Annotated in this window: 19 protein-coding genes; 9 read left to right on the plus strand and 10 right to left on the minus strand. The window is 69.1% G+C overall.

The annotated features are described in order from the left end of the window. Positions 1–8 precede the first annotated feature (8 nt). From V7Q48_RS09415 to V7Q48_RS09430, 4 genes are read right to left on the minus strand one after another with little or no spacing between them, the layout of a single operon-like run. Positions 9–1,601: a tetratricopeptide repeat protein gene (locus tag V7Q48_RS09415; protein ID WP_333837763.1), complete on the minus strand. Its 1,593-nt coding sequence runs from the start codon at positions 1,599–1,601 to the stop codon at positions 9–11. Then, a complete protein-coding gene (prsR, locus tag V7Q48_RS09420) occupies positions 1,594–2,991 on the minus strand; it encodes a PEP-CTERM-box response regulator transcription factor (RefSeq protein ID WP_333837764.1) in 1,398 nt (465 codons plus the stop codon). Before prsR ends, V7Q48_RS09415 begins: the two co-directional genes overlap by 8 nt. After that, a complete protein-coding gene (prsK, locus tag V7Q48_RS09425; protein ID WP_333837765.1) occupies positions 2,991–5,150 on the minus strand; it encodes an XrtA/PEP-CTERM system histidine kinase PrsK in 2,160 nt (719 codons plus the stop codon). Before prsK ends, prsR begins: the two co-directional genes overlap by 1 nt. 7 nt (positions 5,151–5,157) lie before the next feature. Further along, entirely contained in the window at positions 5,158–6,543 is a 1,386-nt protein-coding gene (locus V7Q48_RS09430; RefSeq protein WP_333837766.1) for a TIGR03013 family XrtA/PEP-CTERM system glycosyltransferase, read from the minus strand. 186 nt (positions 6,544–6,729) lie between these two features. On the opposite strand from V7Q48_RS09430, the gene V7Q48_RS09435 reads away from it, so the two are divergent. The 3 genes from V7Q48_RS09435 to recF all read left to right on the plus strand — a co-directional run bounded on the left by V7Q48_RS09435 (position 6,730) and on the right by recF (position 10,467). After that, entirely contained in the window at positions 6,730–9,084 is a 2,355-nt protein-coding gene (locus tag V7Q48_RS09435) for a patatin-like protein (RefSeq protein WP_333837767.1), read from the plus strand. 53 nt (positions 9,085–9,137) lie between these two features. Further along, the gene (locus V7Q48_RS09440) at positions 9,138–9,317 is read left to right on the plus strand and encodes a hypothetical protein (RefSeq protein ID WP_333837768.1); all 180 of its coding nucleotides are present in this window, start codon (positions 9,138–9,140) and stop codon (positions 9,315–9,317) included. A 73-nt stretch (positions 9,318–9,390) separates the two neighbouring features. Next, on the plus strand, positions 9,391–10,467 hold the full coding sequence (recF, locus tag V7Q48_RS09445; protein WP_333837769.1) for a DNA replication/repair protein RecF: 1,077 nt from the start codon (positions 9,391–9,393) through the stop codon (positions 10,465–10,467). A gap of 48 nt (positions 10,468–10,515) precedes the next feature. On the opposite strand, the gene V7Q48_RS09450 is transcribed toward recF, so the two are convergent. After that, the gene (locus tag V7Q48_RS09450; protein ID WP_333837770.1) at positions 10,516–11,205 is read right to left on the minus strand and encodes an arylesterase; all 690 of its coding nucleotides are present in this window, start codon (positions 11,203–11,205) and stop codon (positions 10,516–10,518) included. Between the two features lie 44 nt (positions 11,206–11,249). Between V7Q48_RS09450 and V7Q48_RS09455 the strand changes: the two genes are divergently transcribed. After that, positions 11,250–11,984, plus strand: a complete 735-nt coding sequence (locus V7Q48_RS09455; RefSeq protein ID WP_442947116.1) for an ABC transporter ATP-binding protein — start codon at positions 11,250–11,252, stop codon at positions 11,982–11,984. After that, the gene (locus V7Q48_RS09460) at positions 11,981–14,536 is read left to right on the plus strand and encodes an ABC transporter permease (RefSeq protein ID WP_333837772.1); all 2,556 of its coding nucleotides are present in this window, start codon (positions 11,981–11,983) and stop codon (positions 14,534–14,536) included. The genes V7Q48_RS09455 and V7Q48_RS09460 overlap by 4 nt, the downstream gene beginning before the upstream one ends. Positions 14,537–14,584: 48 nt before the next feature. On the opposite strand, the gene V7Q48_RS09465 is transcribed toward V7Q48_RS09460, so the two are convergent. Further along, entirely contained in the window at positions 14,585–15,001 is a 417-nt protein-coding gene (locus V7Q48_RS09465; protein ID WP_333837773.1) for a DUF805 domain-containing protein, read from the minus strand. A gap of 475 nt (positions 15,002–15,476) precedes the next feature. Between V7Q48_RS09465 and typA the strand changes: the two genes are divergently transcribed. From typA to V7Q48_RS09480, 3 genes are all read left to right on the plus strand, one after another. Then, positions 15,477–17,321: a translational GTPase TypA gene (gene typA, locus V7Q48_RS09470; RefSeq protein WP_333837774.1), complete on the plus strand. Its 1,845-nt coding sequence runs from the start codon at positions 15,477–15,479 to the stop codon at positions 17,319–17,321. 335 nt (positions 17,322–17,656) lie between these two features. Beyond that, entirely contained in the window at positions 17,657–18,034 is a 378-nt protein-coding gene (locus tag V7Q48_RS09475) for a hypothetical protein (RefSeq protein WP_333837775.1), read from the plus strand. Positions 18,035–18,166: 132 nt separating this feature from the next. Continuing rightward, positions 18,167–19,381 carry a glycosyltransferase family 4 protein gene (locus tag V7Q48_RS09480; protein WP_333837776.1) on the plus strand — a complete coding sequence of 405 codons (1,215 nt, stop codon included), beginning with the start codon at positions 18,167–18,169 and terminating at the stop codon, positions 19,379–19,381. 3 nt (positions 19,382–19,384) lie between these two features. Here V7Q48_RS09480 and V7Q48_RS09485 read toward each other — a convergent pair whose 3' ends face one another. The 3 genes from V7Q48_RS09485 to V7Q48_RS09495 all read right to left on the minus strand — a co-directional run bounded on the left by V7Q48_RS09485 (position 19,385) and on the right by V7Q48_RS09495 (position 21,882). Further along, a complete protein-coding gene (locus V7Q48_RS09485; protein ID WP_333837777.1) occupies positions 19,385–20,083 on the minus strand; it encodes a Crp/Fnr family transcriptional regulator in 699 nt (232 codons plus the stop codon). A 260-nt stretch (positions 20,084–20,343) separates the two neighbouring features. Next, the gene (locus tag V7Q48_RS09490) at positions 20,344–20,835 is read right to left on the minus strand and encodes a flavin reductase family protein (RefSeq protein ID WP_333837778.1); all 492 of its coding nucleotides are present in this window, start codon (positions 20,833–20,835) and stop codon (positions 20,344–20,346) included. Positions 20,836–20,934: 99 nt separating this feature from the next. Next, positions 20,935–21,882: a CmcJ/NvfI family oxidoreductase gene (locus V7Q48_RS09495; protein ID WP_333837779.1), complete on the minus strand. Its 948-nt coding sequence runs from the start codon at positions 21,880–21,882 to the stop codon at positions 20,935–20,937. A gap of 148 nt (positions 21,883–22,030) precedes the next feature. Here V7Q48_RS09495 and V7Q48_RS09500 point away from each other — a divergent pair, with 148 nt between their 5' ends. Continuing rightward, a complete protein-coding gene (locus tag V7Q48_RS09500; RefSeq protein ID WP_333837780.1) occupies positions 22,031–23,545 on the plus strand; it encodes an ABC1 kinase family protein in 1,515 nt (504 codons plus the stop codon). 148 nt (positions 23,546–23,693) lie between these two features. Here the strand turns inward: V7Q48_RS09500 and V7Q48_RS09505 are convergent, their stop codons facing one another. Further along, complete coding sequence (locus tag V7Q48_RS09505; protein ID WP_333837781.1) at positions 23,694–25,295, minus strand: mechanosensitive ion channel family protein; 1,602 nt, start codon at positions 25,293–25,295, stop codon at positions 23,694–23,696. Between the last annotated feature and the right edge of the window lie 29 nt (positions 25,296–25,324).

Here is a 25,324-nt window from a genome sequence, read left to right on the forward strand (position 1 = left end):
GAGCCAAGTCAGATCACCTGGCCCCGCGCCGCCAGGGCACGCGCGATCGCCCTGGCCTCGGCATCGCGGCCCGCGCGGCGCCATGACGCGGCCAGCAGACGCATCGCGACAAGGCTGGCGGGGTTCTGCGCCAGGTAGCGCGCGGTCATCGCATCGGCGGCCGCCCCCTGCCCCGTGGCGCGGAGCGCGGCGTCGAGCCGGCGCAGCACCGGCTCGTTGAAGCGGATCGCCGCGCCGCGCTGGTACTGTCCGAGCGCCGCGCGCGGATCGCCCGCCATCATCGCCGCATCACCCGCAAGGAGCCAGGCCTCGCTCGCGCCGGGATTGGCCGCGCGCAGACGATCGGCCACGCCCCGCGCCTCGCCCGGCTGGTTGGCCAGCAGCAGGCCGCGCACATAAGGCACCGCGGTCGCCGCAGAGTTGGGCGCGTCGCGGTAGCGTTGCGCCAGCACGGGCAGCGGCAGATCGGGTGGGATCGTCGCGATCGGCTGCATAGCGCCGGGTCGCGTGCGAAGCGCGGATGCCGTCAGCAGGCTGCGCGCGCGCTCGGGCTGGCCGAGCGTTTGCCATGCCCGCGCGACCGTGACTTGCAGGTAAGGTGGCGCAAACGGTTGGCGGGCGACGCTGTCCCACCGCCACGCCACCTGCCGCCGATCCCCTTCGCGCGCCAGGGCGCGCGCCAGCAATTGCTGGGCCTGAAGGTTGTCGGGCTGCAGCCGCACCAGCCGGTCGAACAGGCCGCTGGCGGCGTGGATGTTGCCGGCGCGAAATTCGAGCACGCCCGACAGCAGCATGGCCGCAGGCATGTCGCGCAGGGCGCTGCCGGTGCGCTGGAGGATCGCGCGCGCGAGGTCGTCCTTGCCCGCGCGCGCCGCGATCACCGCCTGCAGATAGCGCGCACGGATGTTGCCGGGATCGACCTCGACCAGCTTGCGCACGACGACCAGCGTCGCGCGATTGGCGCCGATGTCGCCCAGCGTGGCGGCATATTCCACCAGTAGGTCGGGATCGCCCGGATGGATACGCAGAGCCGCCTCGAACCACGGCAGCGCCGCGCGCAGGCCGAACTGCTCGCGCACCAGGGCACCGCGCAGCGCCAGCGCGCGCGGGTTGCGCGGTGCCAGCGCGACCGCACGATGCGCAGCCACGACCGCCTGCGCCTGTTCCCCGCCGGTAAAGCGCAGCCGCGCGATCGCGACCCACAGCTCGGCATCGTCGGGCGTCTGGCGCAGCGCTTGGTCAAAAGCCTTTCCGGCATCGCCGAGACGGCCGTCAGCCAACGCGAGTTCGCCACGCATGCGCCAGCCGAGCGCGGCGCTGTCGGGCGTGAACCCGCCGTCATCGAGCACAGCATGTGCCTCGCCGCGCGCGCCGCGGGCGAGCAGCGCGGCGCCAAGGTCCGCGCGCAGGGCATCGGCGGGCGCGCCCTGCCGCAAGGCGCTGCGCAAGGCGACTTCGGCACTGATCGGATCGCGCCGCGCCAGGGCCGCCCGCGCTTTGCCGCGCACGGCATCGAGCGCGGGCGCGTCGGCGAGCGCCGGCATGGCCCCTGCCAGCAACGCCAGCACGGCGAACGTAAAGCGGCGGCGGCGTTCAGCCATGCAGGTCGTACTGCTTGAGCAGATCGTACAGCGTCGGCCGGCTGATCCCCAGCAGGCGCGCCGTGTTCGAGATATTGCCTTCGCTGCGCGCCAGCGCGTGGCGGATGGCCTTGCGATCGGCCGCCTCGCGCGCAGCCTTGAGGTTGAGAAGATTGTCTTCCGCCTCCGCCGCGCTGCCCGGCAGGTCGAGGTCGGCGGCCGCGACGAGCCGGTCGTCGGCCATGATGACCGCACGCTTCACCCGGTTTTCCAGCTCGCGCACGTTGCCCGGCCAGGTCCAGCGATCGATCGCCGCCAGCGCATCGGCGGTGAAGCCCTTGACCGCCGGGTTCATCTGCGCGGCGAAGCGGCCGAGGAATGCCTTGGCCAGCAGCGTCGCATCGCCCGGTCGCTCGGCGAGGCCGGGAATGCGGATGACGATCTCGGCGAGGCGATACCACAAGTCCTCGCGAAAGCGGCCGTCGGCGATCATCGCCTCGAGGTTCTGGTGCGTGGCGCAGACGATGCGCGTATCGACCGCGATGGCGCGGCGGCCGCCGATCCGCTCGATCGTGCGCTCCTGCAGGAAGCGCAGCAACTTGACCTGCAATTGCAGCGGGATGTCGCCCACTTCGTCGAGGAACAGCGTGCCGCCGTCGGCCTGCTCGATCTTGCCCTCGGTCGTCTTGACCGCGCCGGTGAACGCGCCCTTTTCGTGGCCGAACAGCTCGCTTTCCAGCAGGTTTTCCGGGATGGCCGCGCAATTGATCGCCACGAACGCCCCGCGGGCGCGCGGCGAGGCTTCGTGCAATCCGCGTGCGAGCAGTTCCTTGCCGGTGCCGCTGGCGCCCAGCAACATGACGGAAACGCTGGTGTTGGCGACGCGCTCGATCGTGCGCGCCACCTTCACCATTTCGGGTGCTGCGGTGATCATCCCGCCCAGCACGCGGTTGTCGGCCGGCGCGCGCGCGGCCAGCGCCCGGTTCTCCGCCTCGATCCGGTGCAAGTGCAGCGCGCGGCGCACGATCAGGCCGAGGGCGTCGATGTCGACCGGCTTGGGATAGAAGTCGTAAGCCCCCTGCGCCACTGCCCGCAGCGCGGATTCGCGCGCGCCGTGCCCAGAGGCGACGATGACCTTGGTATCGGGCTTGAGCGTCATGATCGCATCGAGGACGGCGAAACCCTCGTCCACGCCGTCGGGATCGGGCGGCAGGCCGAGGTCGAGCGTCACCACCGCCGGCTCCTCCGCGCGTAGCAGGGTAAGCGCGCTGGCGCGATCGCCGGCGATGAACACCTCGAAATCCTCGAACGCCCACTTGAGCTGCGCCTGAAGGCCAGGATCATCCTCGATGATGAGCAGCTTGGGCAGGGCCGCAAGACGAGGTAGGGCCGCAGGGCGGGGTTCGGTCATCAGGCCACTTTCTGTCGCGTGTTCATGAGGGCGCCGGGCGCGGGATCGTTAGTCATGGCAGCCTCGCTGCCGGCGAGCGGGAGGCGGATGGCAAAGCGCGTGCCCGCGCCTTCGCGGCTCTCGACCTCGAGCCGGCCGCGCATCGCCTTGACCAGTTCGCGCGCCTCGAAGGCGCCGATGCCGAAGCCGCCGGGCTTGGTCGAGACGAAGGGTCGGAACAGGGCATTGCGCACAAATTCGGCCGACATGCCGCTGCCGGTGTCGCTGACGGTGATGCGCCCCTCGCCCGCCTCTGCGGACACCGCCAGCCGCACCACGGCATCGGCCGGGCTGGCATCGACCGCATTCTGCACGAGGTGCGTGAGCACTTGCTCGAGCGCCTCGCGCGGCGCGCGCACGGGGCATGGCGCGTGGCCGGCATCCACCGTGACGTGCGCCCTGCCGGCCACGCTCGGCCAGCGCGCCGCGAGGCCCTCGACCACGCCGCGCGCATCGAGCGGGGCCGCCGCGTCGCCCGACTTGTCGCCATGACCGGTACCGTAGCGCGAGAGGCGCGACAGCAGGGCGTTGAGCTTGTCAGCAGCGTTGCCCAGCGTCAGCAGCATGTCCTGGCGGAAGGCCGGGTTGTCAGCGTGCCGCTCGGCATTGCGCGCGAGCAGGCTAAGCTGGCTGGCGAGGTTCTTGATGTCGTGCATGACGAAGGCGATGCGGCGATTGAACTCGTCGAAGCGCGTCGCGTCCATCAGCGCCTGCTGGCCACTGGCCTCGGCGATGTAGCTGGCCAGCGTCTGCCCGACGACGCGCAGCAGATCGAAGTCTTCCCAATCGAGCTTGCGCGCCACGGGCGGGCGGCCGAGCACGACCAGCCCGACCAGCCGGTCGAAGTGCAGCAGCGGAACCAGCGCCCATATGGTTTCATCGGCGACCAGCCACGGCGGCGTCGCCAGCAGCTCGCCCTCGTGATCGACACCGGCGCGCAGTTCGTCGAGGTCGACGATGAAGCCCTGCCGTTCGAGAAAGGCCGCGCTCGCCGCCGGGATGCCGCCCGCCGGCACATCCAGCGTCGGCCATTGCCAGCGTGCAGCCAGGACGAGTTCGCCTGTGTCCCCCGGCACCAGCAGGGCACCGCGTGCACTGTCGGTGATATCCGCCACGGCCTGGACGACGCGGGTATGGAGCGGCAACTCACCCTCCCCGCTGCGGCCGATGGTGCGGGTGAAGCGCAGCCATTCGGCGCGATAGTCATACCGATGCTGGAAGAAATGCTTCGCGAGCATCACGTTGAGCCACCGCCGCAGCCGGGCCGACGGCATCAGCGCGAGCACCAGCATGGTCGTCGCCAGGGCGAATCCCAGCTGGACGACCACGCTGACGCTGCCGCCGAGCCAGGCGATCGACTTGGCGAGGCCGACCATCGCCAGCATGTACCCGCCGATCACCAGCAGCGACAGCGACTGGAACGCGACCGTGCGCGACGGGGAAAAGCGCGCACCCGTCTCCGCCCGGAGCGCGCCGGTGGCGACGAGAGCCAGCGCGAACAGCGCAACGACGCCGCGCATCGCCACGAGTTCGACCGGCCAGCCCTGCACGATGTAGGCGATGGTAAAGAAATTGAGGTCGTAGCCCCACAGCAGCGCGAGAGCGCCGCAGGTCCACCAGATGAGCGTGCGATGCCCCGCGATCGCCCCGGCATAGAGGTTGTGGACCAGCACCAGTGCGCCGGCGATCACCAGCAGCCGCTGCAGCACCGCAATGCGAAAAACCACGGCCTGCACCGCCATCATGCCCTCGCTGCGCAGGACCAGTACGAGCAGCACCACCTGCAAAGCCTCGACCAGGGCAAGGACGACCAACACCGGGCGCACCGGGCGAACGCTCTCGTGTCGGCCGTCGCGCGCGAAGAGGGCATGGACCACCGCCAGCCAGGCAAGGTTGCGCACCACATCGGCCAGTTGTGTCGGCACCGCGGGGGCGCCGAGCGCGGCCTCGAGCAGGGCCCATACGGCGCTGGCGAGGACGGCGACGATCACCGCGCGGCTGGTCGGGCGATGTCGGCGCCAGCGCTCGATCAGCCACATCGCCAGGACCACGGCGGCAAAGGCCGCCAGTCCAAAGGCCGTGTGCCCCACCCAGGTCCAGACGACGCCGGCTTGCGTCATGGCGCGATCAACGCGCGCCTTCGTGCCAGATGACCACGCGCAGCGTCTGCAGCAGGATCAGCAGGTCGAGGAAGGGCGAGTAGTTCTTGGCGTAGTAGAGATCGTATTCGAGCTTATGCCGCGCATCCTCGATCGAGGCGCCATAGGGGTAGTTGATCTGCGCCCAGCCGGTGATGCCCGGTTTCACCATGTGCCGCTCGGCGTAATAGGGCAGGTGCTGCTCGAGGTCCGAGACGAACTCGGGCCGCTCGGGGCGCGGGCCGACGAAGCTCATCGCGCCTTTCAGCACCGTCCAGGTCTGCGGCAGTTCGTCGATGCGCAGCTTGCGGATGATGCGGCCGACGCGGGTGACGCGCGGATCGTTCTGCGTTGCCCATTGCGCGCCGGCGGCCTCGGCATCGATGCGCATCGAGCGCAGCTTGATGACATCGAAGGCCTCGCCATAGAGCCCGACGCGGCGCTGGCGGAAGAACGCCGGCCCGCGGCTGTCGACTTTCACCAGGATCGCGAAGACCACGATCAACGGCAGGGTCAGCGTCAGCAGCAGCAGGCTGGCCACGATGTCGAACGCGCGCTTGACCGCGCCGCTGATCATCCGCCCCGACGAGAAACCGTCGGAAAAGATCAGCCAGCTGGGGTTTACGGTGTCGAGGTCAATGCGCCCGGTCTCGCGCTCGACGAAGGTCGAGAAATCGTTGACGTGAACGCCGGTGGTCTTGATCCGCAGCAGGTCTTTCAGCGGCAGCGCATTGCGCCGCTCCTCCAGCGCGAGCACGACTTCGGTGACGCCGAGGTTCTCGACGAACCGCGTGAGGTTGGGCAGCGCATCGCGGCTGATCGCTTCCTCGATCAGCGGCGGCTGGCCGCTCATCGCCACGTAGCCGACGATGACGAAGCCGGCCTCGGGCCGCTCGCCCAGGTTGCGCAGCCGGTTGGCACGATGCCCGGCGCCAAGCACCAGCACCCGCCGGCGAAACGCCGCCGTGCCAAGGAAACCGCCGAGGATCACGCGCGCCCCCACGAGCAGCACGAGCGTGAAAACCATCGCGTAGAATAGATTGGAGCGCCACAGCGTGCGCCCCGGCAGCAGGAAGTAGACCACCGACAAAGCGATGATGCCGAGGCTTACCGCCACCATCAGCCGCGCCGTCGCATAGCGCATCGAGCGCAGCGCGTCGGAGCCATAGACCCCGACCGAGACCATCGCCGTCTGCACCAGCACAGCATAGATCAGCAGCGCCGCGAGACGGCCATCGACCTGCCCCACGTCCATCCCGATCTGGTGCGCGCGGACCACCCAGCCCAGTTCGCCCGCGATGATGAGCAGCCAGAAGTCGATCATGCCCAGCAGGAAGACTGCGTTGGGGATGTAGTGTTTGAACAGTCGGATCATCGCACCACACGGTTCCTGCACGGCCCCATGCGGGCCTTCGATCGCAGCGATAAGGCTGGACGGGTAAATTGTCGGTGAATCTGACAGCCCTGGCGGGGGATTGTCGATCCCCTTTACAGGTTAGCCATCCGAGGGGAAGCGCCGTGCCACTGGCGAGGGCGGGCAAAGCCTGTCATGCTGCGCAGCATGCGGCACAAAGAACTGCGACTGGCTCTGGTTTCCACCGGCGGCATCAGCCTCGCGGTCTACATGCATGGCGTGACCAAGGAATTGTGGCACCTCGCGCGCGCCAGCCGGGCGTTCCATGCCGATGCCGCGCCCGCGCCGGCCGCGGATAGCGCATCCCCGATCGAGGCCGTCTGGCTCGGTCTGCTCGAGACGATCGCCAGAGAGCGCGGCCTGCGGCTGCGCGTGCTGATCGACATCCTGTCGGGCGCCAGCGCAGGCGGGATCAATGCGGTGTTCCTTGCCCAGGCCCTGACCACGGGCCAGAGCCTCGACCCGTTGACCCGGCTGTGGCTGGCGCGCGCCGACAGCGACGTGCTGCTCGATCCCGATGCCCGGCCCTGGGGCCGCTTCGCCAAGTTCTGGGCGCAGCCGCTGGTCTGGGCGGTGCTGCGCTGGCCGCTGCCCCGCACCAAGGGTAGCCGGCTGATGGCGGGCGTCGGGCGCGAGACGCGCGGCGAAGTGCGGGCCAAGGTCTCGCGCCTCATCCGCGCGCGCTGGTTCGCCCCGCCGTTCAGCGGCATCGGCTTTTCGCGGCTGCTGGCCGAGGCGCTGGACGCCATGGCACGGAGCGGCAACGGCCCGCCACTGCTGCCCCCTGGCCACCCGGTCGATCTGATGGTCACGGCGACCGATTTCACCGGCCACCCCGAGCCGTTGCGCCTGCACAACCCGCCGCTGGTCGAGGAAAACGAACATCGCCTCGCCATCGCCTTCGGTGCCGAGACGCGCAGCCATACCGGCGAATCATTGGCGCCCCTGCCCGAGCTGGTCATGGCCGCCCGTGCGACTGCGAGCTTTCCGGGCGCCTTCCCGCCGCTGACCGTAGCCGAGATCGACCTGTTGGTACACGAACGCGGAGAGGCCTGGCCGGGGCGCGCCACATTCCTTGAGCGCATCATGCCGCAGCGCTGGCGGCGCGGCACGGTGGCGGCGGCAGCGCTGGTCGATGGCGCCGTGCTGGTCAATCGCCCTTTCGCGCCGGCCATGGCGGCACTGACCAACCGCCCCTCGCGCCGCGAGGTCGATCGCCGGTTTCTCTATCTCGATCCTGCCCCCCATGCGCCGGACGATACGGCTCAGGCATCGGGCCCCGCCGCCCCGGTCGGGTTCCTGTCGGCGATCTTCGGCGCGCTGTCGACCATCCCGCGCGAGCAGCCGATCCGCGACAATCTCGAGGCGCTCGAGCGCCAGTCGCGCCAGCGCCTGCGGCTGCGCGCCATCGTCGATGCGCTCGAGGGCGAGATCGAGGAGACCGTGGCCCGGTTGTTTGGTCACACCTGGTTCTTCGATTCGCCAACGACCCGGCGGCTCATCGCGTGGCGCGCCCGCGCGCAGCAGGCCGCGGCCCAAGGGGCGGGTTTCGCGTTTCATGGCTATGCGCAGGTCAAGCTGGCGGGCATCGTCGAGGACCTCGCCGCGCTTATCGCCAGCGCGCTTCCCGGCGAGGAGGCGAGCATGGCGGAAGAGGTGCTGTGGCGCCATCTCCATGCACAGGGCCTCGACACCGTCGGCGCGCCGAGCGGCGGGGCAAGCGCGGCCGCGATCGCGTTCTTCCGCACCCACGACCTCGGTTTTCGCATCCGCCGGCTCAAGCTCCTCGCCCGGCGGCTGACCACCGACTGGGAAGAAGCCAGCGACATCGCGCCCGCGGCGCGCGAGGCGGCACGCGACGTGGTCTATCGCGCACAGGCGCTGTACCAGGCGCGCGGCACGTTGTCGGGCCTCGGCCCCGGCTTTGCCGCGAGTGCCGCGGTGCTGCGGGAAGACCCCGGCGCAGTGCTGGCGGCGATCGCCGCACGGCGCGATCTGGCGCGGCTGGACGACGAGGTCGACGCGATGTTCGTCCATGCGCTCGCCGCGATGGACAAACCGCTGCGGCGCCGCTTCCTCCACGCCTATCTCGGCTTCCCGTTCTACGATGTTGCCACGCTGCCGCTGTTCCAGGGCGACGGGCTGGGCGAATTCGATCCCGTCAAGGTCGACCGCATCTCGCCCGAGGATGCCACCGCGATCCGCACCGGCGGCACGCGCTCCTGTCTCAAGGGCATCGCCTTCACCTATTTCGGCGCCTTCTTCAGCCGCGCCTGGCGCGAGAACGACTATCTGTGGGGCCGCCTGAACGGCGCCGAACGGCTGATCGACATCGTGTGCTCGGCCCTCGATACCCCGCTCGATTCCACGCTCGTTGCCGCGTTCAAGCGCGACGCGTTCCAGGCGATCCTCGACGAGGAAGAGCCACGCCTGCGCGCCGAGCCGGACCTCGTGGCAGGCCTGCGCGCGGAAGTGGCGGCGCGCTTCGACCTGCAGCCCTGACCATTGCGCTCAAATCGGTGGCTTGCAGCGCCGGCGGCGCCTATGCGCCATCCATGGCTGAAAAATTCGAACGACACCGGCAACCGTGGAATGCGGCGGAACTCCAGAAGCTGCACACGCTGGCCAAGAAGGGCATGGGCCTCAAGGCCATTGCCAAGGCGCTTACCCGCACCGAGGAGTCGGTGAAGGACCGCGCCAAGGTCGACGGCCTGACGATCGCCAAGCTGCGCTGATCGTCGCGCGTGGCGGCGCGGCTCGGCAGGTCATCCCCTCGCCAATCCGCCGCCTTTGCCCTAACGCCCCGCCATGGCCCTGACCCGCCTCACCTTACGCGATTTTCGCAACCATGCGGCGACGCGGCTCGACGGCATGGCGCAGTTCAACGTGCTGGTCGGCGAGAACGGCGCGGGCAAGACCAACGTGCTCGAGGCGATCTCGCTGCTGGCGCCGGGGCGCGGCCTGCGCCGTGCCCAGCCCGCCGAGTTGGCCGCCCGCAGCGGTGACGGCAGCTTTGCCGTGGCGGCGGAGATGGAAGACGGCGCGCTGGTGCTGGCGACGCAGACCCAGCCGCAGGCGCCCGGCCGCCGGCTTGTGCGGATCAACGGCGCCGACGGTCCCGCCACGCGGCTGGCCGAATGGCTCTCGCTCACCTGGCTGACTCCGGCGATGGACCGGATCTTCGCCGAAAGCGCTGGCGGCCGGCGACGGTTCCTCGACCGCCTGGTGCTGGCGCGCCGGCCCGACCACGCGCGCACCAGCACCCGTTACGAAACCGCGCTCCGCGAACGCAACCGCCTGCTGGCCGACCTGCGCGAGCCGGACCCGACCTGGCTCGATGCGCTAGAGGTACAACTGGCCGAAACCGGCGCCGCCATTGCCGCCGCACGGCGCATGCTGGTGGAGGACCTGACCGCCGTGCTGGCCACGCTGCCCGAACAGCCCTTCGCGCGGCCCTCGCTGGCCTATGCCGGCGATACGCCGCCCGACGAAGACGCGCTGCGGCGTGGCTTGCGCGACAGCCGCCGCCGCGACCGCGCCGCCGGGCGCACGCTGGTCGGCCCGCACCGCGACGACCTCGCCGTCCACCTCGCGGCCAAGGACGCGCCGGCCGCCGAATGCTCGACCGGCGAGCAGAAGGCCATGCTCATCGCCATCGTCCTCGCCCATGCCCAGCTCACCGCCGGCGAACGCCCCCGCCTGCTGCTGCTCGACGAGATCGCCGCGCACCTCGACCCGCTGCGCCGCGCCGCGCTGTACGAGCGGCTGGAAGCATCGGGCGCGCAAGTGTGGATGACCGGCACGGAAGCAGCCCCCTTCGCCGAGATCGCCGGCCAGGCTGCGCTGTGGAACGTGGCTGACGGGGTGGCGATCAGGGCGGACTAGCCTGCCCGTCGCGCCGTCTCGTCACCCCGGGCGAAGACCCGACGAAACCTACCGCAGCGCCTTGGCCAGCGCCTGCGCCACGGCCGGCTCGGTCGCCGCGACGATTGTGTCCACGCCCTTGGCAGTGGGGTGGATATGGTCGGGCAACTGCAGGCCCGGCTGGCCCAGGATCGGTGCAAGGAAGAACGGGACCAGCGCCGCATCGTACTTCTTGGCGAGCGTCGGCCAGATCGGGTTGAATGCCCGGCCGTAGTCGGCGCCGAGGTTGGGCGCGGCTAACATGCCGGTCAGCATGGCGGGAATGCCGCGCCGCTTCAATTCGGCAAGGATCGCATCGAGGTTGGCGCGCGTCTCTTCGGGCGGCAGGCCGCGCAGCATATCGTTGCCGCCGAGCCCGACCATGACCAGCGCGGGCTTCGCCGGCTGGTTGTCGAGCGTGAAAGCCAGACGCTGGCGGGCGGCAGCCGTCGTGTCGCCCGAGACGCCGGCATTGACCACCCGCGCCTTGACCCCGGCCGCGTTCAGCGCGGCCTCGAGCCGGGCGGGATAGCCCTGTCCCGGATCGAGCTGGTAGCCGGCATAGAGGCTGTCGCCGAACGCGAGGATCACCGGTGCGTCGGCCGGCACCGGCGCCTGCGCGCCAGTTGCCGCCGAGGACCGGGTTTCGAGCGGCGCGGGCGCCTTCTCGGCCGAACAGGCCATGACGAACAACAGCGGCAAAAGGGCAAGAGTGCGCATGAAGGCTCCCCAAAGGGTGGTCGAGCCCTCATGTCGTTGGTGGAATGGGCAGTTGCAAGCCCAGGCATGGCTGTGCCACCCGTCATGGCGTGAACGCCCCCTCCCCGCTGATCCGCGCCCGCTCGCTCACCCTCTCCCTTGGCGACGGCACTGCCCGCGTCGACATCCTCAAGGGCATCGACCTCGATGTCATGCCCGGCGAGACCCTTGCGCTGCTGGGGCCATCCGGCTCGGGCAAGTCGTCGCTGCTCGCCGTGCTCGCCGGCCTCGAGCGCGCGAGCGGGGGATCGCTGTCGGTGGCGGGTGAGGATTTCGCCGCGCTCGACGAGAACGGTCTTGCCACCGCGCGGCGCGGGCGGATCGGCATCGTGCTCCAGGCCTTCCACCTGCTGCCGACGATGACCGCGCGCGAGAACGTCGCGACGCCGATGGAACTGGCCGGCATGGCTGGCGCCCTGCCGCGCGCGGAGACGGAACTGGCCGCGGTCGGCCTTGGCCATCGCCTCGATCACTACCCCGGCCAGCTTTCGGGCGGAGAGCAGCAGCGCGTGGCGATCGCCCGCGCGCTCGCGCCGCGCCCTTCGCTGCTGTTCGCCGACGAGCCGACCGGCAACCTCGACGCCGCGACCGGCGCCGCCGTCGCCGACCTGCTCTTCACCCGCGCCGCCGAGGCCGGGGCCACGCTCCTGATGGTGACGCACGACGAGGCGCTGGCACTGCGCTGTGGCCGCGTGTTGCGGCTGGCGGATGGCCGGATCGCCTCGGACGAGCGGCGATGAGCGAGCGAGGGGCAAGCTCGCTGGGCTGGCGCGGCGCCTGGCGGCTGGCGCGCCGGGGGCTGGACTGGAAATTCCGGGGCCTGCGTCTCCTGGTGGTGTGCCTTGTGCTCGGCACCGCCGCGCTTGCCGCGATCGGCACGCTCACGCATGCGGTCGGCGACGAGCTGGGCCAGCGCGGCCAGGCGATGCTGGGCGGCGATGTCGAGGTAGAGTTGGCCACGCGGCAGGCCTTCGCCGCCGAATTGGCTGCGTTCCGGCGCGCCGGCACGCTGTCGACCGGGGCCCGCTTGCGCGCCATGGCCGTAGTGCCCGGCGGTGACGGTCGCGCGGTGCCGGTCGAACTCAAGGCAGTCGACGGGGCCTGGCCGCTTTACGGCACGTTCACCCTCGCCGATGGCCGCCGCGCCGGTGCGCCGCCGGCCGACACCGCCTGGATCGCCTCGGGTGTGGCCGAGCGGCTGGGCGTCGCGCCGGGTGGGCGCCTGCACATCGGCAATGCCACGTTCCGGATCGGCGGCGTGATCGCCGACGAGCCCGACCGCCTCGGCGAAGGCTTCGCGCTGGGGCCGACGGTCATCATCGGCACCGCCGGCCTCGAGACCACCGGCCTCGTCCAGCCCGGCGCGATGGTGCGCTGGAAATATCGCCTGCGCCTGCCGCAGGCCGCGCAGCCACAGGCCGTGGCTGACGGCCTCAAGCGCGCCTTCCCCGAAGCTGGACTGGAACTGCGCACGCGCGACAAGGCCTCGCCCGGCCTCGATCGCTTCGTGTCGCGCATGGGCCAGTTCCTGGGGCTGGTCGCGCTCGCCGCGTTGCTGATCGCGGGGATCGGCATCGGCAATGGCGTGTCGTCGTACCTCGAGGCACGGCGCGGCTCGATCGCCACGCTCAAGATCCTCGGCGCCACGGGCGGCGACGTCGCGCGGGTGTTCCTCTTGCAACTCGCGGTCGCGGCCGTGCTGGCCATCGCTATCGGGTTGATGCTGGGCGTCGCCGCCACCCCGCTCGTCGCGATGGCCCTCGACGGGCTGTTGCCGGTGAAGCAAGGGCTCGCACTGGCGCCAGCTGCGCTGGCAATCGCGGCACTGCAGGGCCTGCTCATCGCCCTCACCTTTGCCGCGCCGCCGCTGCTGCGTGCACGCAGCGTTCCGGCGATGGCGCTGATGCGCGCCGGGCTCGTCGTACCGCGCGAAGGCTGGCGCCTGCGGGTCCTGGTCATGGCTGCGGGCCTGGCCGCGATTGCCGGGATCGCCATCGCCACGGCGCAGCAGCCGCTGCTGGCGGCAGAATTCCTGGGTGCTGCGGGCGCGGTCATGCTGCTGCTGGCTGGACTCGGCCGCGCACTGGTGTGGGTCGCCGCCCGCCTGCCACGCCCGCGCAGCCCGATCGCGCGCATGGCGCTGGGCAACCTGCACCGTCCCGGTGCGCAGACCGGCGCGCTGGTGACGGCGCTGGGCTTCGGCCTCTCCGCTTTCGTGCTGCTCGCCGGGATCGAGACCAGCCTCGATGCCAATATCGCCGCGCGCGTGCCCGATCGCGCGCCCGACTATTTCGTGCTCGACGTCCCACCCGCCGCGCTGCCCGCGTTCGAGCGGGTGGTCCATGGCGCGGCCCCGCAGGCACGCATCCGCAGCGTGCCGGCGATGCGCGGCGCGATCGTCGCGTTCGGCCCGTCGACGCACATGATCCGCGTGGCCGACCTGGTCAAGATCCCCGACGACGCTTGGGCGCTGCGCGGGGACCGCGGCCTGACCTTCTCGGCCGCCGTGCCCGAGGGCAACGTCGTCACTGCCGGCCGCTGGTGGCGTGCCGACTATGCCGGGGAGCCGCTGGTCTCGGTCGACGAGCAATTGGCCAAGGCCATCGGCCTGAAGCTGGGGGATCGGCTGAACGTCTCATTGCTGGGGGTGGAGCGCAGCGCGAGCGTTGCCTCGTTCCGGCGGATCGACTGGGACAGCTACGGCTTCAACTACGTGCTGGTGTTCAGCCCCCAGGCGCTGGACGGCGCGCCATACAACCTTGCTGCGACGATCGAGCTGGGCAAGGGCGAAAAGACCGAAGGCGTGGCGCGGCAGATCCTGTCAGGCCTGGTGCGCGCCATGCCGTCGAGCTCGGTGATCGAGGTCGGCCCGGTGCTGTCGCAGGCGCGGGCGATCCTGGGGCAGATGGCCATCGCGATCTTCGCCGCGGCCAGCGTCGCAATCCTCGCAGGGCTTGCTGTGCTCGCCGGCGCCATCGCCGCCGCGCGCGAACGGCGCCAGTACGATGCGGTGGTGCTGCGCGTGCTCGGCGCCGGCACGGGGCAGTTGCTGGCGCTGGTGCTGCTGGAACAGCTGTGGCTTGCAGGCCTGCTGGCAGGCGTCGCGCTGGCGCTGGGCACCGCAGGCGCCTGGGCGGTGGTGACGCAGTTGTTCGAATTCGCCTGGTTGCCCGGCTGGGGCACGATCCTGGCGGTGCTGGGCGGCGGGCTGGCAGTGGTGCTCGCCATGGCCCTGGGCGGATCGCTCGGCGTGCTCCGCACCCGGCCGGCACAGGCGCTGCGCGAATTGTGACAGTAACAGGCCGGTGCGCGAGGCTGTCCCCGCGCACCGGATCTATTGTCAGGCGAAGACGTCGACGTCCGCCGGGTTCTTGGGGTCAGATCCGAAGCGATTGGAGCCGCGCGTGCCGTCGAGGCAGTAGAACACCAGCAACGTGAACCAGCCGATGATCGGCAGGAAGATCAGCAGCAGCCACCAGCCCGAGCGGTCGATGTCGTGCAGGCGCCGCACCGCGACGGTGACACTGGGAACCAGGCTGAAGAGTCCGAACAGGCCCGACACGATATCACCGGTCGTATTGAGCTGGGTCGATACCCCGGCGTACCATCCCATGGCGGTATAGGCCGTCCGCCCGAACATCACGGTGATGGCGGCGTTGACCAGCATGCCGAACAGCGTGAACATCCAGAATTCCATGCGGCGCGAGCGTCCGGCGATCTCGAAATATCGGCGGTATGGCAACAACATCCAGTTCATCGGCAGCCCTCCTGTTACCTCAGTTGAAACAGAGAGCCAGAAAGCCGGGCGCAAGACAAGCAAAAGCCGGACAAGAAAAAGGGGGCCTGGAAGGCCCCCTTGAAGTCATGCGCCGGCAGTCCGGGTCAGGCCTGCGGCGCGACCTGCACCCATGGTGCGCGGTTCGCGAAACTCGTGGTGGCGATGGTCCGGCAAAAGCATCGTCGTTGCATCATCAGGTAGCGTGATTGGTGCCGTGCACAATTGGTAATACGGCCAAGAGTGGACGCGACCCGACCAACGACTGGGTATTTTTGCCGCACTGTGGTGCACGGGCAACAAATAGCGCGGCCAGATGCGATTTTCGCACCGGACTTGTGGCAACACACAATGTCGAGTAAGCGCGCGGCCAAGAGCGGTCCGACCGGGAAAACGGGATTTTCCCCAAACGTGGCTGCCGCCCAGCTGAATCCCGGTTTTTTCGAGAAAGCTTTTCATGCCTCTGCCCTTGCGCAACATCGCGATCATCGCCCACGTCGACCACGGCAAGACCACGCTCGTCGACCAGCTTTTCCGCCAGTCCGGCACGTTCCGTGACAACCAGCGCGTCGAAGAGCGTGCGATGGATTCCAACGACCTCGAAAAGGAACGCGGGATCACCATTCTGGCCAAGTGCACCTCGGTCGAATGGACGAGCCCGGCCACTGGCGAGACCACGCGAATCAATATTGTCGACACCCCGGGCCACGCCGACTTCGGCGCCGAGGTGGAACGCATCCTCTCGATGGTCGACGGCGTGATCCTGCTGGTCGACAGCTCGGAAGGCGCGATGCCGCAGACCAAGTTCGTCACCGGCAAGGCGCTGGCGCTCGGCCTCAAGCCGATCGTCGTGGTTAACAAGATCGACCGTCCCGACGGCCGCCCGCAGGAAGTGCTCGACGAAGTTTTCGACCTCTTCGTCAGCCTCGACGCCAATGACGAGCAGCTCGAATTCCCCGTGCTCTACGCCTCGGGCCGCAACGGCTACTCGGGCACCGACGAGACCGTGCGCGAAGGCACGCTCGAGCCGCTGTTCGAGAAGATCGTCGCGCATGTTCCGGCGCCGTCGCTCGACGTCGACGGTCCGTTCAGCTTCCTCGCGACGCTGCTCGACCGCGACAACTTCATGGGCCGCGTGCTGACCGGCCGTGTCCAGTCGGGCACGATCAAGATCAACCAGCCGATCCACGCGCTCGACCGCGACGGCAAGGTGCTCGAAGTCGGCCGCGCCTCGAAGATCCTCTCGTTCCGTGGCCTCGAGCGCGTGCCCGTCGAGGAAGCCCGCGCCGGTGACATCATCGCGCTGGCCGGTCTCGAAAAGGCAACCGTCGCCAACACCGTCGCCGATCCTTCGGTGACCGTGCCGATCGAGGCGCAGCCGATCGACCCGCCGACGCTGGCGATGCGCTTTGCCGTCAACGACAGCCCGTTTGCCGGCCGCGAAGGCGACAAGGTGACGAGCCGCATGATCCGCGACCGCCTGCTGCGCGAAGCGGAAACCAACGTCGCCATCCGCGTCACCGAAAGCGCCGACAAGGACAGCTTCGAAGTTGCCGGCCGCGGCGAACTTCAGCTCGGGGTGCTGATCGAGACGATGCGCCGCGAAGGCTTCGAGCTCGGCATCAGCCGTCCGCGGGTGTTGTTCGGCACCGACGAGAAGGGTGGCCGCACCGAGCCGTACGAAACCGTCGTGATCGACGTGGACGACGAATTCTCGGGCACGGTCGTCGAGAAGATGCAGCGCCGCAAGGCCGAGCTGACCGACATGCGTCCCTCGGGCGCCGGCAAGACGCGCATCACCTTCTCGGCCCCGTCGCGCGGCCTGATCGGCTACCATGGCGAGTTCCTGTCGGACACGCGTGGCACCGGCATCATGAACCGCCTGTTCGAGAAGTATGCCGCCCACAAGGGTCCGATCGAGGGCCGCCAGAACGGCGTGCTGATCTCGAACGCGACCGGCGAGGCCGTGGCCTATGCACTCAACAGCCTCGAGGACCGCGGCGTGCTGTTCGTGCGCCCGCAGGACAAGGTCTATGAGGGCATGATCATCGGCGAGAACGCCAAGCCCGACGACCTCGAAGTCAACCCGATGAAGTCGAAGCAGCTGACCAACTTCCGCTCGACGGGCAAGGACGACGCGATCCGCCTGACCCCGCCGCGGATCATGACGCTGGAACAGGCCATCGCCTACATCGACGACGATGAAATGGTCGAAGTGACCCCGCAGACCGTACGTCTGCGCAAGGCGATCCTCGATCCGAACGAACGCAAGAAGGCCAGCCGCAAGAAGGAAATGGCCTGATCGCAGCGCCCTTTGCGGGCGATCGGACAGAAGGGCGCTCCCTCGCGGGGGCGCCCTTTTTTGTATGTCAGGTCGGAAGGCCCCTCCACCGCCGCTTCGCGGCGGTCCCGCTCCCCGCCTGCGGCAGGGAGGATCTTTTCGGTTCCTCCCCATCGACGGGAGGCAGCCACACCGGAAATTCCCTGTATCAACTCCATTCGTCGCAAATCCTGCCCGCCCCTGCTGCCTGAACGAAGGTTTCATCCACCGTTCAGAGCGTGTTGCATAAGGTTTCCCCAATGGATCCGCCGCGAGGATGAGAACTCGGGACAAGTGGGCGGGTTTGGAGACGAGCCATGAAGCTGTTGAACAAGGTTATGCTGGCCGGCGCCCTCGGCGCCACTGCCCTCGCTGCTGCTGCGCCCGCCGAGGCGCATGGCTGGTATCGTGGTGGACGCGGCAATGGTGCCGCTGTCGCCGTCGGTGCGGGCATCCTCGGTCTTGCGGTCGGCGCTGCCATCGCCTCGGACCGTCCGCGCGGGTATGTGGTGGAACGCGACTACGTCGCTCCGCCGCCGCCCCCGCCGACCTATTATTACGAAACGCCGGGTTATTACCCGTCGTATGACGGCTATTACGCCCAGCCGGTCTATCCGCGCGGCTACGTCTATCGTGACGTCTACCGCGGCTACCGCCCGGCCCCCGGCTACTACCACTACCGTCGCGGCTGGTAAGCCGAAGCCCCGAACCCTTCGGGCAGCTCGATCGGGGCACGCAAGTCCAGGCGACTTGCGTGCCCCGATGCGTTTGCGCGACCCCTCCGTCGGCTCTCGCCTTTGGCCGGCGCGCTCGCTATGGCCCGGGCCATGAACAATTCGCCCCTGCAGCACCCGCAGGACGGTGCGCCGCAACTCCGCCTCGACGGGCTGCGGATCGCGCTGTTCAGCGGCAACTACAATTACGTTCGCGACGGCGCCAACCAGGCGCTCAACCGCCTGGTCGATTACCTGCTGCGCCAGGGGGCACAGGTCCGCGTCTATTCGCCCAAGGTCGCCCGCCCGGCGTTCGAGCCGACCGGCACGCTCATCGGCCTGCCCGCACTCGCGGTTCCCGGCCGCGGCGAATACCGCGTGCCGCTGGCGTTGTCGCCGCAGGTGCGCCGCGATCTCAAGGCCTTTGCGCCCGATGTCGTGCATGTTTCGTCGCCCGATCCGGCCTCGCACCGCGCGGTCTCCTGGGCCCGGCGCCGCCGCATTCCCGTGCTGGCCTCGGTCCACACGCGCTTCGAGACCTATTTGCGCTATTACAACATGGCCTGGCTCGAGCCCGCGATGGTGGCGGTGCTGCGCCGTTTCTACCGGCGTTGCGACGCGCTGGTGGCACCATCCGAATCGATGGCACAGGTGCTGCGCGAGCAGCGCATGAACTACGACATCGGCATCTGGTCGCGCGGGGTCGACCGCGAAATCTTCACCCCCGAGCGGCGCAGCATGGAATGGCGCCGCAGCCTCGGCATCGGTGACGACGAGGTGGTGTTGGGCATCTTCAGCCGTCTCGTCATGGAAAAGGGTCTCGATGTCTTTTCCGACGCGATCGACGAACTCAAGCGCAAGGGATCGCGCTTCCGGGTCCTTGTGGTGGGCGAAGGTCCGGCGCGCGAGTGGCTCGAGAACCGCCTGCCCGACGCGGTCTTCGCCGGGTTCCTGTCCGGGCCCGACCTTGGCAAGGGCGTGGCCAGCATGGACGTGCTGTTCTTCCCCTCGGTCACCGAGACGTTCGGCAACGTCACGCTCGAGGCCATGGCCTGCGGCCTGCCCGTCGTGGCATCGGCGGCGACCGGCAGCCAGAGCTTGGTGGATGACCACGTCTCGGGCCGGCTGATCACGCCCGGCGCGGTCCACCAGTTTGCCGAGGCGCTTCGGGCCTATGTCGAGAACGCTGATCTGCGCGCGGCCCATGGCAAGGCGGGCGAAACGCGGGCGCAGGAATTCGGCTGGGACAAGATCAACCAGGCCGTGGCCGATACCTATGTTCGCCTCGTCCGGCAGCGCCAGAAGCGCGGCCAGAAGCGCGCCGGCTGACCCTCAGCCGGCGATGGCGACCAGCGCCGTGCGATCGAGGATCGCGACATCGCGCCGCGCCGGCAGGTCGATCACGCCCTCGGCCTTGAGCTTGGTGAACTGGCGGCTGACGGTCTCGATCGTGAGGCCGAGCACGTCGGCGACCTGCTGACGCGAGAACGGCAGCGTGAAGTGCTTGGCCGGCCCTTGCGTGAGCGGCTTGCAGCCCTGCTCCGCCAGTCTCTCGGACATTTCGAGCAGGAAGGTCGCGATCTTCTCGGGCGCGGTCTTGCGCCCCAGCAGCATCATCCACGAGCGCGTACGGTCGAGCTCGGCCAGCGTGCGCTCGAGCAGCTTGTGCTCCAGCTCAGGATGAGTGCGGGCGAAGCGGTCGAAATCGTTGCGCGAGAACACGCAGACCCGCGCATCGGTCAGGGCGACGACGCTGGCCTTGCTGGTCTGGCCGAAGGGGCGCCCGATGAAGTCGGACGGATAGGCCACGCCGACGATCTGCTCGCGACCGTCCTCGGTGCTGGTGGTGAGCTTGAGCACGCCGTCGATCACGTTGGCGACGAGCAGCGAATCGTCGTCTTCCCAGATCAGCGGTTCGCCGGCCGAGACGCTGCGTCGGCGGCCGATCGCGTTGAGCGCGGTGAGTTCCCGATCATCAAGGCCGGCGCAGATGGCGCGGTTGCGGACGACGCATGTTTCGCAAGTGGACATAGGTGCATGAATTATCACCAAGTCGTTGCCAAGACAACGCGGTGACGTACCGGGATCAGCCTAAAGTATGACGGGGCCTCCCACAAAAAAGGGGGGCGGCCAGCAAAGCAAGCCGCCCGAGTTGGGGAGAAATCACACGAAACGAACCGACCTTCCGGGTTGGAGCGGTCTGTCCCCTTCGGCAATTACGGTTCTATCCCCAGGCCGGGCGACATGCTTTGACCAAAGTCAAACCCGCACGATTTAGGCAATTGTGCAGGTCAGACGCCTTGTGCGATCTCGACCGCGTCGTGGTACTGGCCGCGGAAGAACAGCAGCGGCGTACCTTCGGCCCGCGCGTCGAGCGCTTCGACCGCGCCGACGACCAGCCAGTGATCGCCGATGTCCTCGACACGTTCGATCCGGCAATCGATCCACGCCAAGGCATCGTCGAGCAGCGGCAGCCCGGCCGGGCTGTGTCCATGGGCCAGTTCGGCGAACTTGTCATCGGCGCGCGAGGCGAAGCGGCGACACAGGTCGAGTTGGTCGGCACCGAGCACGTTGACGCAGAAGCGGCCGGTCTCGGCGATGCGCGGCCACGAGCTCGACCGCTTGTCGGGGAAGAAGCCGACGAGCGGCGGATCGAGCGAGATCGACGTGAACGAGCCGATCACCAGCCCGGTGCGCAGGCCTGCGGCATCGACCGAGGTAATGACGCAGACGCCGGTCGGATAGGCACCGAGCACGGTGCGGAAATGCTTGGGATCGATCATCAAGGCCCTCGGATCAACAGGTGTCAGCCTCCATTGCCGATCCCGGCGGCAGGCTCAAGCGCCCGTTTGGCCCGTCACGCCATCCTGGCAAGCTGCGGGTCAGTCGAAGAAGGCGATGCAGCGCACCTCGATCGAGTGGCGCGTCCTGGTATCCGGCAGGCTGGTGTCGTGAAACGCGGTATGCGGGCAGCGCCAGGTCACGCTCTCGTCGCTGTCGTTGAACTTGAACAGCAGCACGTCTTGCGCCGTCATGTTAGCAAAATACCACCAGCGATGGTCGGGCCGGTACCGGAAGATCGTGGCGGCAATCATGTCCGCCTCGCCCTCGACGGGTGCAGTCAGCGCCTCGCCTTCCGGGAATTCGTCGACCACGAACAGCGTGTTGGATGCCGTCTCCGCCTCGCCCACGCTGCGCCCGTCGCAGACCGCCAGCGGCCAGTCCTGCGGCCCCGGCGAGAAGGTGCGCCATAGCGAAAAACAGATGGCGCGGCTGTAGCCCGCGTGGTCCCCAAAGCGCTGGGCGTGGATGCGGGCTGCCGCCCGGCGCGCGGTGGGGCGGTTGTAGTCGACATGCGCTTCGCCGGCGGGGGGCTGGATGCCGCCGTTGTGCTGGTAATTGGCGACCTTCTCCTGCGCGCGCTGCGACAGGTCGGCGGAGGTACGGATCATCCACCCTTGCGCGGCGACCCGATCCGCACCCGAGAGCTGCGCGACGAGCGCCTCCACCTCGGCCAGATAGCCTCCATCCACCGCGGAGCGATCGGTGAAGTCGGCAATTGCCGAGTGGTGGCGACCCAGCATGAACCCATGCGTGTCCAGCGCGAAGTGGTCGCGGATCGGCATGCCGTCGCGGACCACCACGGCGTGGTCGGTATACGTCCCGGTGTTGATCTCCGCGCCCTGGCTGACATAGCGCCGGGTGACGAAGTCCCCCTCGCTAAGGTAGCGGATGATGGCCGGGGCTGCCCGTGCCGTCGCTTCTAGCGGGTCCAGCGGGACGGTGAGCGTGTCGGGCGCCGACGCGGCGGGCATCGTGACTGCGGACATGGGCGATCCTCTCGAAACCTCGAGTCCGCGCGCGGCCCGAGTTGATTAGCCATGCTAACAATTGTGATCGTGCCTGTCGAGATGCAGACATGATACCCGGAGCAGGGCCGCCCTTCCCCGCCCTCGGCCAAGCCCCTATCTCAGTATGATGACGGACCCAGCATCGCCCACCGCCCCTTCCGGCCCCTCCAGCGACCGCGCCCGGCTCGCCGAGATCGGCGCGATCCTTGCGCGCCATGGCCTTGGCTGGCTGGCGGCGCGGTTCCTGCCGGGCAGCGGCGCGCGGGGCGATGACGAGGCGCAGCCCGACCTGCCGCGACGCGTGCGCCTGGCGCTCGAGGACCTCGGGCCAACCTGGATCAAGCTGGGCCAGATCCTGGCGACGCGCGCCGACCTCCTGCCGCCGCCGTGGATCGCCGAACTCGAACAGTTGCAGAGCGCCGCGCCGACGCTGCCCTTCACGGACCTGCGCGACGAAGTCGAACGGGCGCTGGGCGCTGGGGTCGCGGAGTGCTTTGCATCGTTCGACGAGATACCTCTTGCCGCCGCCTCGATGGCGCAGGTCCATCGCGCCACGCTGCCCGACGGGCGGCCGGTAGCGGTCAAGATCCGCCGCCCTGGCATCGCGCCGCGCATGCTCGCCGACCTGCGGCTGATCGCGGGTGCCGCCGCGCTTGCCGAGCGCACGCATTCCGAAGCGCGCCGCTTGCGTGCCGGCGCCATGGCGCGCGAACTGGCCGACAACCTGCGCCAGGAACTGGACTTCACGGTCGAAGGCCGCAACGCCGATCGCATGCGCGCGGACTTTGCCGGCAATCGCCGCGTGATCGTCCCCGAAATCCATTGGCCGCTGAGCAGCGAGACACTGCTGGTGATGGATTACATCGACGGCATCGCCCCGCTCGATCCCATGATCCTGCGCGCGGCAGGGATAGACCCGGCGAAAATTGCCGCGCTGGGCGCCGACGTGGTGCTCGACATGGTGCTCATCAACGGGCGCTTCCACGGCGATCCGCATCCCGGCAACCTGCGCTGCCTGCCGGGCGACCGCATCGCGCTGCTCGACCTCGGGCTGATGGGACAGGTCTCGCCGCGCCGGCGCGAGGAATTCATCCGCTTCACCCAGGCGCTGATCGCCTCCGATGCCGAGGCGATGGGTGCCGTGCTGGCGACCTGGGACGAAAGCGCCGGCGCGCCGCGCACCGCAATCGACGCCGCGGCGGCCAAACTCATCGCACGGCACGGCGGCACGGCGCTCGACCTGTCAGCCATGGTCGCCGACTTCCTGCCGCTGCTGCGCGAGACCGGCATGATCATGCCGTCCGACTTGCTACTGATCTTCAAGGCGCTGGTGACGATCGACGGCGTACTGGCGCGCATCGAGCCCGGCTTCGACCTCGCCGCCGCGCTGCGTCGCTCGACGCTGCGGCTGGTGGCGGCCCGATTGGCGCCCGACCATTGGCAGCCGATCGCCAAGGCGCTGGCGCTGGAACTGGCGCATCTGGGCGACGACGCACCGCGGCTGGTGCGTGCCCTGACGGCGAAGCTGACCGAGCCGGCGGCGGTGACCGACTGGGCCGCGGTTGTGCGGCCGATCACGCGCGCGGTGTGGGGTGCGGGCGTGCTGGTGGCGGCGGCGGTGGTCGTGGGGTGGTTCGTTTGATGGGGGTTTTTGGGGCCCCTCCACCAGCCTTTGGCTGGTCCCCCTCCCCATTGAATGGGGAGGATCTGGGTTGTGCCAGGATCCTCCCCACACCGTGGGGAGGGGCACCGCCCGCGCAGCGGGTGGTGGAGGGACCGCGCCCCAAACCCTACTCCGTCGGCTGCTCGACCCCCGGAAAGCCGCCCTGCACCACCACCGAGCGAGTCGGCAGGGCGATGGCGATGCCCGCGGCCTCGAAGCGCTCCATGATGGTCAACAGGATCTCCTGCCGCGCCTCCATCGCCTTGTTGTAGTCCGGACCAGCGAGATAGGACCACACGTCGATGGTCAGCGCATTCTCGCCGAAGTTGGTGAACGTGGCGCGCACGCCGTCGTTCAGGATCATGTCGTGCGACAGCAGCGTATCGCGAACGATATCGACCGCCTCGCGCATCTTCTGCGCATTGAGGCCATAGCCGACGCCGATCGTCGGGTTGAACAGGAAGCGGTCGCGGGTCGCGAAGTTCTCGATCTGGCGCGCGGCGAAATCGCCATTGGGGATGGTCACCAGCGTGCGGTCGTTGGTGCGGATGCGGGTGGAGCGAATGCCGACGTCCTCGACCGTGCCCGATACGTCGCCCACCTTGCAGAAATCGCCTACCTGTACCGGCTGGTCGGCGATGACGGTCACGCTGCCCACGAGATTCTCGACCGTCTTCTGCGCGCCGAGCGCCAGGGCAATACCGCCGATGCCCAACGCGGCGATGCCCGTGGTCACGTTGATGCCGAAGGTATCGAGCACGCCGACGACGGTGAAGGCCAGCAGGAGGAGTTTCGCCGCGCGGCGCAGCAGGTTGACCACCGAGATGACCTGGCGGCGCTGGTGATGGCGCAGGCGGCGCGTCGCAACCTCGGCGATGGCGTCGATCAGGCGCAGCGCGAACCACACCAGCGCCACCAGGGCCACGGTGCCGCCATAGCGCAGCAGCGTTTGCCGCGCGACGATCGCCACCGGCAGGCGATTGGCCCAGATGAAGAAGATCATGATCGAGAGGAACAGGCTGAGCGGCGGCAGCGCGGCCTGCAGGAAGCGATAGACCGGGCTGGTCTGGCACTGGGGTATGGCCTTGCGCACCGCCAGCAGGATCAGCGCCGCAAGAACGCGGAACAGGGCAAAGCTGATCGCGGCGAGGCCGAACAGCAGCATCCAGTCGCTGACCGGCGCACCACCGATGATCCAGCCATCGGGCGTGGTGCTCGCCGCCGGCTCGTCGCGCGGGACGCTGGTCGCGGCCAGGACCTGCAGCGTCTCGGGCGCCACGCGCCAGACCACGACATTGCCCTGCTGGCTGCGCGCGAGGGTCACCGGAACCTTGTTGTCGCCCACGCGCATCGTGCCGACGACTTCGCGATCGAACGGCAGGTCGTCGTTGAGCACGCCGACCGGATCGTTCGACAAGGCGCCGAACGCGCGCAGGGTGCCGCCCTTGTCGAGCAGCACCTGCAGGCGCCGCGCCAGTTCTTCCGACCCGTTCACCAGCCGCGGATTGTCCATGCGCACGGCCATGTAGTGCGCGGCGCGCTCGTAATCGCGTCCGGCCAATGCCTGGATCAGGCCCGCCACGGCGGAGCGCGGCGTTTCACGGCCGTAGGGGTCGGTCGGCGCGGCAGGGGTCGATGGCGCCGCAGGCGTCAGCTGGGCATGGGCCGCGGGCGCTGCGCAGAGCGCGAGGGCAATCAACAGCGAGCGAAACAGGCGCAGGATCGGCAAGTGGCCTCCGGTAGGACTGAGGTTTGCTG

Origin of the sequence: Novosphingobium sp. (assembly GCF_036803765.1) — a bacterium.
In the GTDB taxonomy this organism is placed as follows: domain Bacteria; phylum Pseudomonadota; class Alphaproteobacteria; order Sphingomonadales; family Sphingomonadaceae; genus Novosphingobium.

Excerpts from the sequence above, each read along its gene's own strand:
- V7Q48_RS09455 (WP_442947116.1), top strand. The coding sequence starts at position 11,250 with ATGGGCAGTTGCAAGCCCAGGCATGGCTGTGCCACCCGTCATGGCGTG.
- V7Q48_RS09435 (WP_333837767.1), top strand. The coding sequence starts at position 6,730 with ATGCGGCACAAAGAACTGCGACTGGCTCTGGTTTCCACCGGCGGCATC.
- V7Q48_RS09490 (WP_333837778.1), bottom strand. The coding sequence starts at position 20,835 with ATGATCGATCCCAAGCATTTCCGCACCGTGCTCGGTGCCTATCCGACC.
- V7Q48_RS09460 (WP_333837772.1), top strand. The coding sequence starts at position 11,981 with ATGAGCGAGCGAGGGGCAAGCTCGCTGGGCTGGCGCGGCGCCTGGCGG.
- V7Q48_RS09495 (WP_333837779.1), bottom strand. The coding sequence starts at position 21,882 with ATGTCCGCAGTCACGATGCCCGCCGCGTCGGCGCCCGACACGCTCACC.
- V7Q48_RS09500 (WP_333837780.1), top strand. The coding sequence starts at position 22,031 with ATGACGGACCCAGCATCGCCCACCGCCCCTTCCGGCCCCTCCAGCGAC.
- recF (WP_333837769.1), top strand. The coding sequence starts at position 9,391 with ATGGCCCTGACCCGCCTCACCTTACGCGATTTTCGCAACCATGCGGCG.
- V7Q48_RS09415 (WP_333837763.1), bottom strand. The coding sequence starts at position 1,601 with ATGGCTGAACGCCGCCGCCGCTTTACGTTCGCCGTGCTGGCGTTGCTG.
- V7Q48_RS09485 (WP_333837777.1), bottom strand. The coding sequence starts at position 20,083 with ATGTCCACTTGCGAAACATGCGTCGTCCGCAACCGCGCCATCTGCGCC.
- typA (WP_333837774.1), top strand. The coding sequence starts at position 15,477 with ATGCCTCTGCCCTTGCGCAACATCGCGATCATCGCCCACGTCGACCAC.
- prsK (WP_333837765.1), bottom strand. The coding sequence starts at position 5,150 with ATGACGCAAGCCGGCGTCGTCTGGACCTGGGTGGGGCACACGGCCTTT.
- V7Q48_RS09475 (WP_333837775.1), top strand. The coding sequence starts at position 17,657 with ATGAAGCTGTTGAACAAGGTTATGCTGGCCGGCGCCCTCGGCGCCACT.
- V7Q48_RS09430 (WP_333837766.1), bottom strand. The coding sequence starts at position 6,543 with ATGATCCGACTGTTCAAACACTACATCCCCAACGCAGTCTTCCTGCTG.
- prsR (WP_333837764.1), bottom strand. The coding sequence starts at position 2,991 with ATGACCGAACCCCGCCCTGCGGCCCTACCTCGTCTTGCGGCCCTGCCC.
- V7Q48_RS09440 (WP_333837768.1), top strand. The coding sequence starts at position 9,138 with ATGGCTGAAAAATTCGAACGACACCGGCAACCGTGGAATGCGGCGGAA.
- V7Q48_RS09450 (WP_333837770.1), bottom strand. The coding sequence starts at position 11,205 with ATGCGCACTCTTGCCCTTTTGCCGCTGTTGTTCGTCATGGCCTGTTCG.
- V7Q48_RS09465 (WP_333837773.1), bottom strand. The coding sequence starts at position 15,001 with ATGAACTGGATGTTGTTGCCATACCGCCGATATTTCGAGATCGCCGGA.
- V7Q48_RS09480 (WP_333837776.1), top strand. The coding sequence starts at position 18,167 with ATGAACAATTCGCCCCTGCAGCACCCGCAGGACGGTGCGCCGCAACTC.